We start from the raw sequence: 12,867 nt of genomic DNA on the forward strand, positions 1-12,867 counted from the left end.
TTAATTTTGTTTACGTTCTTTCGCATATTCAGCTGCTGCTGTAAATACGATGTCTGTCGAAGAATTCAATGCTGTTTCACAAGAATCCTGAATTACACCGATGATGAAACCAATTGCCACGACTTGCATTGCAATATCGTCTGAAATCCCGAATAAGCTACACGCTAACGGAATCAGTAAAAGCGAACCGCCTGCAACACCTGATGCACCAGCAGCAGACAGTGCAGCCAGTACCATTAAGATAACCGCAGTCATAAAGTCCACTTCGATGCCTAATGTATGAGCAGTTGCCATCGTCAGCACGGAAATTGTAATCGCTGCCCCGCCCATATTGATTGTTGCACCTAAAGGTATCGATACAGCATATGTATCTTTATCTAATTTCAGCTTTTCTGCCAATGCCATATTGACTGGAATATTGGCCGCTGAACTTCGTGTGAAGAAGGCTGTAATTCCACTCTCTTTAATAGATGTAAAAATTAGCGGATACGGATTTCTTCTTGCTACCGCATATACAATTAGCGGATTCACAACGAGCGCCACGAAGAACATTGTTCCTACTAAAATCAGAATTAGACGAGCATATTCCCCCAATGCTGAAAGACCTGTCGTAGAAATCGCTTCAAATACTATTCCTAAAATACCGAATGGTGCTAAGTTAATAATCCATTGTACAACTTTCGTAATCGCATCCGAAAAATTCGCGATAACACCTTTTGTTGAATCATTTGCTGCTTTTAAAGCAATCCCTAAAACTACTGCCCAAGCTAAAATGCCAAGATAATTTGCATTCATAATAGCAGTTACCGGATTTGTCACGATATTGAATAATAATGTTTCAAACACTTCAAGTATCCCGCTAGGCGGTGCTACATCCTGAGCTTCTGTTTTTAATGTCAACATTGTCGGGAAAATAAAGCTTACAATGACTGCTACAAATCCCGCAGCGAATGTCGCTACCCCATATAAAGCGAGTACCATTTTCATATTCGTTGCCTTGCCTCCAACATGTGAAGCAATCGCATTAATGACAAGCACAAACACCAAAATCGGTGCAACTGCTTTTAAGGCTGAAATAAATAATGTCCCTAAAATTGTAACACCACTTACTGCATCAGGAATCGTTAGTGCTAAAATAACGCCAATAATTATACCAACAATAATACGGTTTACTAAGTTAATGCTGTTCCATTTTTCGAACATTCTTTTCATAATTTCCCCCGCTATTCTAAGATGTTACATTGCTTCTGGATGTTTGAGACGAGTAAGTGAATGGATCATTGCACTACAATATTTCTCCGGCTGAAGCTTTATTTTTATATAACTCTTTAAAAATTAATAATTTACTATAGACCAATAATACAATGTGCGACTAAATAACACAACTGTATTTTTCCGCAGTACACTTTTGACAAGCGTCTTTACTCTATTTCAGAATTTTTTCGGATTATTTTATAAAATATTGAAGCTAATACTTGCTGGAATAACATCCCGAAAACGACCGGCATTGCTACTTTTGACGGAAAATATGTGGTAGCGATAACGACCCCTACAGCAATATTCCGCATTCCCCCATTAAAGACAAATGTCGCCTGATCGGCCTCTGATTTCCAAAACAGACGGCCAAGCACAAGAGATAGTATATAGCCAGAAACTGCTAAAAACAGAACAACAGCAATCACTTTCGCGAGCTCTAAGTCTATCGTTTTTACATAGGGTGCAATCGCACTACTGTTAATCATAATAATTGCGAACAAACAGATTTTCGAAATTAAAGACATTGGTTTTCCATATTGTTCAAACAACTTTCCTTTCGTCCATTCATTGACAATGATACCCAATATCGAAGGTAAAACAATCATCCAAATGAGATCAAAAATAAGGGCTGACGTATTTAGAGATATGGACCCCCCGACAACTAAATGCAAAATTAACGGCATAAGTATCGGAGCAAGCAACGTGTCAATCAAAATGATGGCGAGTGATAAAGGCAGATTTCCTTTACTGATTGTCACCCAAATGACGCTTGTAACCCCTGTTGGCACGGCAACGGAGATGAGAAAACCGATTGTTAATAGGCGGTCATCGAATATGAGCTCCGCCAGAAAGAACGCCCATAAAGGCATAAGTATATGTAGAAAAGCGATCATAAATAAAATCGTTTTAGGGTATTGTTTAAACACTTTTATATCGTGAAATTTCAGATTCAAACTGCTGATGAATGTCATTACCGCAAATAATAAAGGCACTAGAATAAGAAAATGGGTACCGATTTTTTCGAGCAGAACACCGATGACTAAACTGAGCGGTGTTAATACTGGCATCCACCTTTGAATAAATTGGTTGAGCGATTGAACCATGTGCTGCGCCTCTTTTCATGAATTAGTATTCCTTATCGAATTGTAACATAAGCACAATGCGTTCTGACGGGATGGAAATCAGCCTTCTATTAGGTAATGGAACCATTTAAATAGATAAGTCAGCCAACATTATGTTATTTTTATGATATGTATTTAAGGAGGTTTTACAGTGTCATTATCTAAAAAAGGCTATCTTGTCTTATTTATCGGGATGCTTTTATTAATCAGTTCCATCTTTTTCACAACTAATTGGAGCATTACATCATGGCTAATATTATTTATCGTCAGTCTTCTATTCTGTACAGTCGGTATCATTATGTTAATTGTACATTTAGTTAAACAAATAAAGTTGGAAAAGCAGAATAAGTAAAATAAATGAAAAATGAGCAACCCCATTGTTGGTTGCTCATTTTTATTTTTCTTCCTTTACGGACAGGATGTTAACGGCTTCTTCATATTGAATCCGTACTGTTTTTCTGGCACGTACTGACGATCTTGCTTTTACTTGAACTTGCTTTTTTTCGCCATTATGCTCGATTTCCACTAAAAAGCATTTTGCCCCACATTGCATTTTCTTCAGCTCCTTATTACTTCAATTATAACGACAAATGTCCTTATAATCTATTTACTCAACTTTCGGTAATACTGTAAAAAAGCCGCAAATAATGGACAATACGACCATCATTTACGACCTTTTCTTATGTTGAGGGAACGATAATTTCCCCATCATCTTCATCTTCAATTTCTCCCACAATTTCGGACAATATATCTTCCATCGTAACAAGACCGATTGTGATGCCTTTTTCATCCGTTACAATTGCCATATGGTTGCGCGATTGCTGCATTTTTAAAAACACATCTTTTATCGCTACCGTTTCTTTATAGCGAGGAATCTCACGAATATACGTAGTAAAAGAATTCGTACGTCCTGCAGCAATATCAGTCAGCATTTCCTTAGAGTTAATGAAACCGATAAAGGCTGCTGTATTTTTAGTACGATCAATGACCGGGTAACGCGTAAATTCGTATTCATCAATTACAGCAAGAATTTGCTGTAATGTATATGTTTTTTCGATTGTGATCATTTCACTGCGCGGAATCATTACTTCCCGTAACTTTCGCGTATCAAAAGCGAAAATATTTTCTAAATAGGCAAGCTCCGTCTGGTTGATCTCTCCGCCTTCATAACTTTGTGTCACAATCAGTTTAAGCTCTTCTTCCGAGTAAACTGTATCGTGACCAGCAGGTTTGACACCAAAGATTTTTAGCAGCCCACGAGCAGAACCATTTAATACGGAAATAATCGGTCCTGTAATTTTCCCGAACCAATATAGTGGCGGTGCTAATAATAGTGTCATTTTTTCAGCATATTGGATGGCCAATGTTTTTGGCATCAACTCTCCAAGTACTACGTGTAAAAAAGTAACAACCGATAACGCAATTACATAAGAAAGGGCTGTTGCAACCGCCGCTGGAATGTTGAAATAGTCAAAAACAGGCTCAAGCATTTTTTCTACAGTCGGTTCACCGAGTGCACCAAGGATTAACGCTGTAATTGTAATCCCAAGCTGACAGGCCGATAAATAATAATCCAAATCCTGTGTTACTTTTTTTGCGGTGACGGCTTTTTTATTGCCCTCTGCGATAAGCTGATCGATTCGTGACATACGCACTTTTAAAATCGAGAATTCCGCCCCAACGAAAAAGGCTGTTAACAAAATAAATACCGCAACTAAAATTAAATTTATAATTATAATACTGTCCAATTAATTCCCCCGAAATATGAGGGATTCACCTCCAAGACATATAAAGTATCGTTCATTTACTGCTGAAGTTTATATTGTTTTAATACAACTTCTTTAATTTGATAATTGTCCATATCTGAAATGACCCAAATATGGTCGTCGAATTTTATTTCATCGCCGATTTGAAGCTCTTCTCCGTTTTTGATTGAATCGATATTCGTATGCTGAATCCAGCCGCCGATTGTATCAATCTCTTCGCTGTCCTCAAACTCAAAACCAAAGCGATCTTCCAGTTCATCAAGCAGTACACGGCCATTGATCGTATACTCGTTTTCTCCTGACTTACGGATATCATCTACTTCATCATCGTCAAATTCGTCCCGAATCTCTCCAACCAGCTCTTCTAAAACGTCTTCCATCGTTAGTACACCGGCTGTACCGCCATATTCATCGATAATAACCGTCATATGCACTTTCGCTGTTTGCATTTTTAACAATGCATCCTGGATACTCGTAACACCTAAAACGAATGGTACTTTCGTTAAAAACTGCTCGAGCTGTACCGTACGATTGGAAACGATATGGCTAAGAAGCTTGTTAGCGTTGATGACACCAATAATGCGGTCTTTATCATTATTTTCAACAATCGGATAACGTGTATAGTTATGTTCATCTAAAATTTGAATAATCTCTTTGGCGCTCATATCTTTGTCGATTGTAACTAAGTCTGTTCGCGGCACCATAATATCTTTTGCAACACGTTCATCAAAAGCAAATACATTTTCTAAATATTTCAGTTCTTGTTGGTCTATCTGGCCGCCCTGGAAACTTTGAGCCATAATAATTTTCAGTTCTTCTTCCGAATAGGCCTGCTCTTCACTTGCTGATTTAACACCGATCGCGCGTAATAGTAAACGAGATGTTCCATTTAATGCCTGGATAAACGGATACATAATTTTACCGAACCAATAAAGCGGTCCTGCAAGCATTAATGTTACCTTCTCGGAAAACTGAATCGCTAATGTTTTTGGCGCCATTTCACCAATTACTACGTGCAAATAACTTACAATGGCAAGTGCAATGACATAAGAAGCAGCCGAAGATACTACATCTGAAACATTTAACCAGTCAAATACAGGATACAGCAGTTCTTTTACGTACGGCTTTGTAAACGCTCCCAAACCGATTGCTGTAATTGTAATACCAAGCTGACAGGCAGATAAATAATAATCAAGGTCCCCTGCTACTTTTTTTGCAATGACTGCTTTTTTATTGCCTTCCGAAATCAATTGATCAATACGGGATTTACGAATTTTTACGACAGCGAATTCTGCTGCAACGAAAAATGCGGTTAAACCTAAAAAGATAATTAATAAAATGATGTTTAATATGGTGTTTACGTCCAATTACTTCCCTCAGCGTGAGGGATTCACCTCCAAAAATAAAATTTATGATTAATTGGCCTTTCTCTTATGTACCCAACTATCCTATTGAACATGCTAACAATAATGGAGAAGTTACTAATTCCTTTAAGAGAATTCTCCCTTCAAAACCATCACGTTATAGTTTAAGAAGATTATATAGTTTTTATTTTCAAATCACAATTAATTGTGCCCAAAAAATAAAAAATTACAAAAAAAGTTTTCAACTTTGAATAATCAAAGCTGAAAACTTTTAATAAATTTATTCCACGTCGACTGAAGATTTTATAATTTCGCCATTATATAATTGAACTTTTTCATACTCATCCTTCTCTACTTGGAGAACGAATGTATGAGGCATACCTTCGTCTTCACATTTTTGTCCGACATTGTCGATCAATTGAACTGCCATGTAATTCCCATGTTTGTAAACATTATCGACTGAAGTACCACAGCTGCCCGAATAAGTGACAATAAATACTGCCATATACTTATCCATATCAATTGTGAAATTATCTACATCAAAGCGACCTTGAAGTGATTCGAATTGTCCTTGCGTATTTGCATAGGCAATATGCGGAACGAGCGCTTCATAAATTGGTGCAATTTTTTCATCATACTTAACAATTTCGAATGGTACTGCATGTTTCTCGGTAAATGTAACTTTTGTACTTTCTCCATTACTACAACCTGCCACCAACAACAATAGGATTATAGCAAATAAATATTTTTTCATCATAATTTCCCTTCTCTTTCTTATCTTCATAGTGATTTTAGTCCAGTTGCACACATTTTTCAAATCTTCTATCTTTCTTTAAATAATTGTCTTTTCATTATTAATTTCCCCTAATTCATTATGGAATAAAACATCCTAAAGGAAATCACATCTTTGGGCAATATTATAATCACTACGGTATTTCACCTATTAATAGGCGAATTCCTATTGGCATTTACCTGCATTTACATACATTACAAAGAATACTTAAGAAAGAAGGTATGCTTGTTGTATCAAAATCCGTTTGAACGCTTTGATGAGAGCCCTGAAGGACAACCATTTCAACAACAGTTTTTCCCGGGACCACCAGGACCAGGCCCGGGAGGTTTCCCTGGAGGTCCAGGTGGTTTCCCTGGTAGCCCAGGTGGTTTCCCGGGACCTGGACCGGGATTCCCGGGAGGAGGCCCGGGAGGTTTCCCAGGCGGTGGTCCTGGCGGCTTCCCTGGAATTCCCGGGGGTGGCCCTGGAGGAGGCCCTGGCGGCAATACTCAAATGCCAATGGGACCGCCCCCAAGCTTTACTCCACAAATGCAACAATTATCCGCTAGCCAGTCACAGCAAGGTTCTAGTGGCATAAGACGTTGTATTTTCCGTAATACGTTTATATGGCAACGAAACGGAAATAGTTTCTGGTTCTTCCCAACGTTTGTTACGCAAAATATCATTTTAGGCTTTAGATGGAGTCGTTTCGGTTGGGTATTCAGTTCCGTTAACCGAAATTCAATTCTGACTTTCCAATGTTTCTAACCTAATTACAAAAGCTCTTATGGCGCAGTTTTCAATACTGTGCCATAAGAGCTTTTACTTATTATTATCGGTAAAATTAACTATTTTAAAGCTTCAGTTCCTGAGGTTCACCATCATTCATTAATTTGATTGTGATCGGATCAAATTGAAGTGTCACCATATCCCCGTCTTGTGAAGTAAAGACATCTTTAAAGAAGTTTGTGATTTTCAACTTTAATGTATCATCTTTTACTTCGCTTAGTTTTGCTGTAATTTCTAAATACGGGGCATTCAGATCTTCCTTTGTATAGCCCAGTAAAATATGAGTGTAAGGATTTTCATTTAAATCGTACACTTTTTGAGAGTCTTCAGTTGTTGTCGCATAGAGCGTGAAGTCTTCATTTGTAAATGTCATGTAACGAACATAAGGGTGACGTCCGTTTAATGTAGCCATTGTCCCGATTTTATGGTCTTTAATAATTGAAAGTACTTTTTCTTTTAATGTATCCATTATACTGCCTCCCTTAGTAAAGTTGAATCTCTTCCTGGTTTTTTCCGTTTTTATTCATAATTCTCATTCGTGTCGGCGTAACTTGAATTAATACAAAGTTTCCGTCCGCATGCTCCGGATACTTTTCAAGCAGCTGCTGCTTCACAACATCGTTCAATGTTGTCGTTGCATTTCCTTCAATTTCCAAAAATGTTTCAAGTAAGCCATCGCTTTCATAGCCTAATAAAATATGGGTGCCGCCATACTCCTTAATTTCGCGCACTACATCAGAATCTTCCAGTGCAACGGTATAAAGTTTTGATTCTACATAGTGAAATGTCATATAGCGCGAATTCGGCACACCGTTATTATTTGTGGCCATAACGCCAATACTATTTTCATTTAAAATTTGCAATGCAATTTCTTTATTACTTTTACTCATATTTTCACTCCTCCGGTAAATTAAGTTCCATCATTCGTGAGTTGAGAAGCACGTCCAACCGTATGTAATTCCAAAACAATGGGAAAAACCGCTGTTGTGCTGATGCTTTTATAATTCCCTTAATAAATTTAAATAAAACAATTTTCTCATATTTAACTTGACTTTTGACCCTCTAATCTTCCCCGTTCCAGAAATCCCTACATAAAACTTTATCTTTTTTAACTCAGTAAACTGTAAAAATTTAAAAGTTATAGGGATATTTGTTTGAATATTAAAAAAATTGTAGATAAAATGAAATTGGAATAGATATCCTTTTATTCTGCATGAAAAAGAAAAAACTATATGTAAGGAGGACATTGGATGAAAAGATTTACTTGGCTTTCTCTTATTCTCACAACTCTTTTATTAGTTTTAGCTGCGTGTGGCGACTCCGAAGAGACGACAAATGATTCAACTCAAGGAGATAGCGGCACGACAGAAGGTTCAACAGAAGAAAATGCTTCCGGCAAGCTCGTAATTTACACAGGGCGTGACGAAAACATGGTACAGGGTGTTATCGAAAAGTTTAATGAGCGTTACCCGAATATCAAAGTCGAATATATGACAATGGGCGCCCAGCAGATTTTAGAGCGTGTGCGTGGTGAAAAAGCCAACCCACAAGGTGATTTTTGGTGGGGTGGTACACAGTCAGCGATGATGGTTGCTGCAAATGAAGATTTACTTTTACAGTGGGATCCTTCATTTATCGATTCCATTGACCCTCTCCATAAAGATGAACAAAATCGCTGGGTCGGTGAAATGCTGTTACCTGAAGTCATTATGATTAACAGTGAAGTAATGTCACCAGAAGAAGGACCACAGGATTGGGACGAATTACTTGATCCGAAGTGGAAAGATGAAATTTTAATTCGCGGTGTTCTTGCTTCAGGAACTATGCGCACAATTTATTCTTCTATGATTTTCCGCCAAGGTGCTGATGATCCGTCAAAAGGCTATGACTGGCTGATGAAACTTGATGCGAATACGAAAGAATATACACAGGATCCTAACGCATTGTATTTAAAACTGGCACGCCAGGAAGGTTCAATTTCGTTATGGAACTTACAGGATATTTTACTGAAAAAACATACAACGGATTACACGTTTGACTTTATTTATCCGGAAAGTGGCGCACCGATTTTAGTCGATGCAGTGGGTATTGTAAACAATGCTAAAAACGAAGAGAACGCTAAATTATTTATGGAATTCCTGTTCGATCAAGAGACAATGGTTGAGCTTTCGAAAGAATATTACCAAATTCCTACACGTACGGATATTGCGGCGGATGCAATGCCGGACTGGTATAAAGACTTGGATTTAAAACCATTGGATATCGATTGGCAAGTAATGGCCGATAAAGAAGCGGAATGGATGGAACATTGGGATACAAATATTAAAGGAAAAGGCAAATAGTAGTAATATGACTGACCTCTGAATTAAGAGGTCTTTCTTTTCCTAATTTGTCGGTGTGAAGGGAGTTGGATTGGATGAAAGCTGTTCATATTAACGACGTTTCAAAAAAATTCGGTGATGTCGTAAGTGTCAAAGATTTAGAGCTGGATATAAAATCGGGTGAATTTTTTACATTTTTAGGTCCGAGTGGCTGTGGCAAAACAACAACATTACGGATGATTGCCGGATTTTACTACCCCTCTCAAGGGAAGATTTACTTTGACAATCAGGATGTCACAACATTGCAGCCTAATAAACGTAATATCGGAATGGTGTTTCAAAACTATGCACTCTTCCCGCATATGACAGTCAATGAAAATATCGCATTTGGCCTGGAAATCCGGAAATATGATAAAAAAACGATCAAAGAAAAGGTTGACCGTATACGCGAGCTCGTTCATTTAGGACCATATGGCTCACGCAAAATTAATGAATTATCAGGTGGACAGCAGCAGCGGGTTGCTTTGGCACGAGCGCTTGTCATTGAACCTGATATCTTGCTGCTGGATGAGCCATTATCCAATTTGGATGCAAAATTGCGTGAGGAGACACGAATTGAAATTAAACGGATTCAGTCGGAGCTGGGAGTGACGACAATTTACGTTACCCATGACCAGACTGAAGCAATGGCAATGTCGGATCGGATAATGGTAATGGAGCATGGTGTCGTTAAACAAATCGGTACGCCGCAGGAAATTTACCACCGTCCAAACAACCGCTTTGTCGCTACTTTTATTGGTGAAACAAACTTGCTTACGATGAAAGTAAAATCGATTGAAGACAATATTATTACTGTTACTAATGACAAAGGACTTGAACTGCAAGGCCTGACAGAAAACTTGGCAGCAGGGCTTCTAGTAACCATTGGGGACGAAATTTATGTATCAGTCCGTCCTGAAGCATTTGAAAGCGGTCCTGGTGAAAACTCCGTTACAGGCATCGTCGAACTGATCGAATTTACCGGACTCAGCGTAAATTACTTTATTAAATGGAATGATACAACATTGAAAGCAATGATTATTAGTCGGGGTACTGCAATACTGCAAGCTGGCGATATGATTGAATTACATATCCCTAAACAAAATATTTATTTCCTAGGAGAATAAGAGAGGAGGCACACAATGAGCAAAAAATCCGTTGACACATACGAAGCGAGTTGGTGGTCTCGTCTTACACAATCACGCTATTTTGTCTATATTCTTATCTCCCCGCTGTTTTTAATATTGTTTGCCTATGTTATTTATCCATTTTACTCAACATTTATCCAGAGTTTTGCTGGTGACAATCAGCTAGCTAACTATCAAAAGTTTTTCAGTTTACAAAGTACAGCCAATTTAGAGGCACTTTGGAACAGCTTTTATATATCGATTATTAGTGTCATATGTTGTGCTGTTGTCGGGGTTATGATGGCCTTTTTACTGGAACGCTATGATTTTCCGGGTCGCCGTCTGCTTTCTGTTTTAGTGCTTGTCCCAATGGCATTGCCCCCGCTAGTCGGGGTTTTATCCTTTACATTTTTATATGGTGAAAGTGGTATATTCCCGCGCTTATTTCAGCAGATGTTTCAATTGGAAGATGTTCCTTTTGCATTAAAAGGGATTTGGGGAGTCATTGTTGTTCATACGTTTACGATGTATACGTACTTCTATTTGACTGCTTCGGCAGCTATTAAAGGGCTTGACCCTTCTTTGGAGGAAGCCGCAACTAGCCTCGGGGCAAGCCGGATACGTGTTTGGCGGAAAATTATTTTGCCGATGCTTACCCCATCTTTAATCGCATCTTCCCTTCTCGTTTTCATGGTGTCGATGGCATCCTATACCGCGCCACTCATGTTCGGGGTTGAACGTACAATGACGATGCAAATTTACTTATCGCGTACAAACGGTAATTTGGATATGGCGGCAACACAATCAACTATTTTATCGTTCGTATCCATCACCTTTTTACTTATTATGCGCTGGTATCAAAACAGACGTAACTATCAAAATTTAAGTAAAGGAATCAGTGTTCACCGTTCGGAAGTGAGTTCGAAGCCTTTGAAGTATTTAGCGGTTGCACTGTCCTTCATTGGGACGTTAATTTTGATATTGCCGATTTTAGTGCTGATCTTAATTTCATTTTCAAAAGACGGTGCCTGGACAATTCAGATTTTGCCGACCGAATATACGCTCGACCATTACAAAGCGCTATTTACTGATGAACGGACATGGCGACCAATTTGGAACTCACTGCAGATGGGCTTCATCGCAACAGTCGGCAATATTATATTCGGTGTAGCTGCTGCTTATGCGATGGTCAGACTTAGTTTCAAAGGAAAAACAGTGCTTGATATTTTAATTACGATTCCGTGGGCATTGCCAGGTACGGTTGTAGCTGTTAACTTAATCGCGGCGTTCTCTACGGAAAGCGTATTTACATTCAATCAAGTATTAATCGGTTCATTCTGGATTTTACCGCTTGCGTATTTTATCCGGCATTTGCCGCTTGTCTTCAGGTCAACATCCGCTTCCCTCATGCAGTTGGATCAGTCTGTGGAAGAGGCTTCGCGAAGTTTAGGGGCAACATGGTGGTATACATTTAGAAGAATTGTCATTCCACTTACTTTATCAGGCGTTCTTGCCGGTACATTGCTCGCTTTTGTCCAAAGTATCGGGGAGTTCGTTGCATCGATTTTGATTTATAATACTTCGACGATTCCATTGTCGGTTGCAATTTTCCAAAAGCTGTATGCCTTCAAGTTCGGTACAGCATGCGCATATGGTGTGCTGCAGATTATTTTAATCCTCATAGTCCTGATAATTTCAGAACGCTTATCAAAAGGCTCTGCCGGAAGTGCTATATAACGTAAAAAAAGTAAAAGCAGAAAAACTGCTTTTACTTTTTTTTATAGCTATAACTCTTTTACCATCCACACATGATCATAATAGTTGCCGTCAATCTTTAATGCATGCTGTTCCTTTGCGAATTGCTTAAATCCCAGTGATTCGTAAAGAGAGATTGCCTGTTCATTTGTTGATTCGACAGTTAAATGTAGCTGTTCAAGACCATCGTTTTCTCTTAATAGGCGCAACAGTTCTTCGATCATATCCCGCGCTACACCTTTTCCTCTTGATTCAGGCATTACATAGAGTCCGACAAGAACGCCTTTATGATTTAGTTTTGCGCCCGTTTCTCTTTTAAATGTCGCAATTCCGATCAATTCGTTCTCTTCAAATGCCCCAAGCGTAAATTTATCTGCTTGTGGGCGAAGACGTTGTTCAATTTCCGGGACTGTATAATTGTTTTCATGTTCAAAAGACGTGCTAAATAATGTTGGAGAATTTAAAAGCCCGTGTAATCTAATTTGTTTATATTGTTCTGCATCTTTATAACCTAATATTCGAATGTTCATCTTTTCACCTCATAACATTGCGTTCT

At 38.5% G+C, this 12,867-nt stretch carries 14 protein-coding genes; 5 read left to right on the forward strand and 9 right to left on the reverse strand.

The window, feature by feature from the left end:
* Both sstT and AC0VXV_RS15450 read right to left on the reverse strand, forming a co-directional pair.
* Positions 1-1,212, reverse strand: coding sequence for a serine/threonine transporter SstT (gene sstT / locus AC0VXV_RS15445; protein ID WP_475529064.1), 1,212 nt, complete (start codon positions 1,210-1,212; stop codon positions 1-3).
* Positions 1,213-1,421: 209 nt separating this feature from the next.
* Positions 1,422-2,360: a bile acid:sodium symporter family protein gene (locus tag AC0VXV_RS15450; RefSeq protein ID WP_475529065.1), complete on the reverse strand. Its 939-nt coding sequence runs from the start codon at positions 2,358-2,360 to the stop codon at positions 1,422-1,424.
* A 169-nt stretch (positions 2,361-2,529) separates the two neighbouring features.
* Here AC0VXV_RS15450 and AC0VXV_RS15455 point away from each other — a divergent pair, with 169 nt between their 5' ends.
* Positions 2,530-2,730: a hypothetical protein gene (locus AC0VXV_RS15455; RefSeq protein ID WP_079524216.1), complete on the forward strand. Its 201-nt coding sequence runs from the start codon at positions 2,530-2,532 to the stop codon at positions 2,728-2,730.
* Positions 2,731-2,772: 42 nt separating this feature from the next.
* Here AC0VXV_RS15455 and AC0VXV_RS15460 read toward each other — a convergent pair whose 3' ends face one another.
* The 4 genes from AC0VXV_RS15460 to AC0VXV_RS15475 form a co-directional block, all read right to left on the reverse strand.
* Positions 2,773-2,931 carry a hypothetical protein gene (locus tag AC0VXV_RS15460; protein WP_339172928.1) on the reverse strand — a complete coding sequence of 53 codons (159 nt, stop codon included), beginning with the start codon at positions 2,929-2,931 and terminating at the stop codon, positions 2,773-2,775.
* Between the two features lie 127 nt (positions 2,932-3,058).
* Complete coding sequence (locus AC0VXV_RS15465; RefSeq protein WP_475529067.1) at positions 3,059-4,126, reverse strand: hemolysin family protein; 1,068 nt, start codon at positions 4,124-4,126, stop codon at positions 3,059-3,061.
* Positions 4,127-4,182: 56 nt separating this feature from the next.
* Complete coding sequence (locus tag AC0VXV_RS15470) at positions 4,183-5,511, reverse strand: hemolysin family protein (RefSeq protein ID WP_475529068.1); 1,329 nt, start codon at positions 5,509-5,511, stop codon at positions 4,183-4,185.
* Positions 5,512-5,788: 277 nt separating this feature from the next.
* The gene (locus tag AC0VXV_RS15475; RefSeq protein WP_475529069.1) at positions 5,789-6,265 is read right to left on the reverse strand and encodes a membrane lipoprotein lipid attachment site-containing protein; all 477 of its coding nucleotides are present in this window, start codon (positions 6,263-6,265) and stop codon (positions 5,789-5,791) included.
* Positions 6,266-6,529: 264 nt separating this feature from the next.
* Here AC0VXV_RS15475 and AC0VXV_RS15480 point away from each other — a divergent pair, with 264 nt between their 5' ends.
* Positions 6,530-7,048 carry a hypothetical protein gene (locus AC0VXV_RS15480; protein ID WP_475529070.1) on the forward strand — a complete coding sequence of 173 codons (519 nt, stop codon included), beginning with the start codon at positions 6,530-6,532 and terminating at the stop codon, positions 7,046-7,048.
* A gap of 85 nt (positions 7,049-7,133) precedes the next feature.
* On the opposite strand, the gene AC0VXV_RS15485 is transcribed toward AC0VXV_RS15480, so the two are convergent.
* Both AC0VXV_RS15485 and AC0VXV_RS15490 read right to left on the reverse strand, forming a co-directional pair.
* Positions 7,134-7,538, reverse strand: a complete 405-nt coding sequence (locus AC0VXV_RS15485; protein ID WP_475529071.1) for a pyridoxamine 5'-phosphate oxidase family protein — start codon at positions 7,536-7,538, stop codon at positions 7,134-7,136.
* Positions 7,539-7,551: 13 nt separating this feature from the next.
* Positions 7,552-7,959 carry a pyridoxamine 5'-phosphate oxidase family protein gene (locus AC0VXV_RS15490; RefSeq protein WP_475529072.1) on the reverse strand — a complete coding sequence of 136 codons (408 nt, stop codon included), beginning with the start codon at positions 7,957-7,959 and terminating at the stop codon, positions 7,552-7,554.
* A gap of 360 nt (positions 7,960-8,319) precedes the next feature.
* Between AC0VXV_RS15490 and AC0VXV_RS15495 the strand changes: the two genes are divergently transcribed.
* The 3 genes from AC0VXV_RS15495 (at position 8,320) to AC0VXV_RS15505 (ending at position 12,293) form a co-directional block, all read left to right on the forward strand.
* Complete coding sequence (locus AC0VXV_RS15495) at positions 8,320-9,411, forward strand: extracellular solute-binding protein (protein ID WP_475529073.1); 1,092 nt, start codon at positions 8,320-8,322, stop codon at positions 9,409-9,411.
* A gap of 74 nt (positions 9,412-9,485) precedes the next feature.
* Positions 9,486-10,556, forward strand: coding sequence for an ABC transporter ATP-binding protein (locus tag AC0VXV_RS15500; protein WP_475529074.1), 1,071 nt, complete (start codon positions 9,486-9,488; stop codon positions 10,554-10,556).
* A 15-nt stretch (positions 10,557-10,571) separates the two neighbouring features.
* Positions 10,572-12,293 (forward strand): ABC transporter permease, encoded by a 1,722-nt coding sequence (locus AC0VXV_RS15505; RefSeq protein WP_475529075.1) that lies wholly within the window; start codon positions 10,572-10,574, stop codon positions 12,291-12,293.
* Between the two features lie 47 nt (positions 12,294-12,340).
* Here AC0VXV_RS15505 and AC0VXV_RS15510 read toward each other — a convergent pair whose 3' ends face one another.
* Positions 12,341-12,841 (reverse strand): N-acetyltransferase family protein, encoded by a 501-nt coding sequence (locus AC0VXV_RS15510; RefSeq protein WP_475529076.1) that lies wholly within the window; start codon positions 12,839-12,841, stop codon positions 12,341-12,343.
* Positions 12,842-12,867: the final 26 nt, after the last annotated feature.

Source organism: Solibacillus sp. iso_87 (genome assembly GCF_056173085.1).

Coding starts and splice junctions, on each gene's coding strand:
- sstT (WP_475529064.1), bottom strand. CDS start 1,212: ATGAAAAGAATGTTCGAAAAATGGAACAGCATTAACTTAGTAAACCGT.
- AC0VXV_RS15450 (WP_475529065.1), bottom strand. CDS start 2,360: ATGGTTCAATCGCTCAACCAATTTATTCAAAGGTGGATGCCAGTATTA.
- AC0VXV_RS15460 (WP_339172928.1), bottom strand. CDS start 2,931: ATGCAATGTGGGGCAAAATGCTTTTTAGTGGAAATCGAGCATAATGGC.
- AC0VXV_RS15475 (WP_475529069.1), bottom strand. CDS start 6,265: ATGATGAAAAAATATTTATTTGCTATAATCCTATTGTTGTTGGTGGCA.
- AC0VXV_RS15485 (WP_475529071.1), bottom strand. CDS start 7,538: ATGGATACATTAAAAGAAAAAGTACTTTCAATTATTAAAGACCATAAA.
- AC0VXV_RS15490 (WP_475529072.1), bottom strand. CDS start 7,959: ATGAGTAAAAGTAATAAAGAAATTGCATTGCAAATTTTAAATGAAAAT.
- AC0VXV_RS15495 (WP_475529073.1), top strand. CDS start 8,320: ATGAAAAGATTTACTTGGCTTTCTCTTATTCTCACAACTCTTTTATTA.
- AC0VXV_RS15500 (WP_475529074.1), top strand. CDS start 9,486: ATGAAAGCTGTTCATATTAACGACGTTTCAAAAAAATTCGGTGATGTC.
- AC0VXV_RS15505 (WP_475529075.1), top strand. CDS start 10,572: ATGAGCAAAAAATCCGTTGACACATACGAAGCGAGTTGGTGGTCTCGT.
- AC0VXV_RS15510 (WP_475529076.1), bottom strand. CDS start 12,841: ATGAACATTCGAATATTAGGTTATAAAGATGCAGAACAATATAAACAA.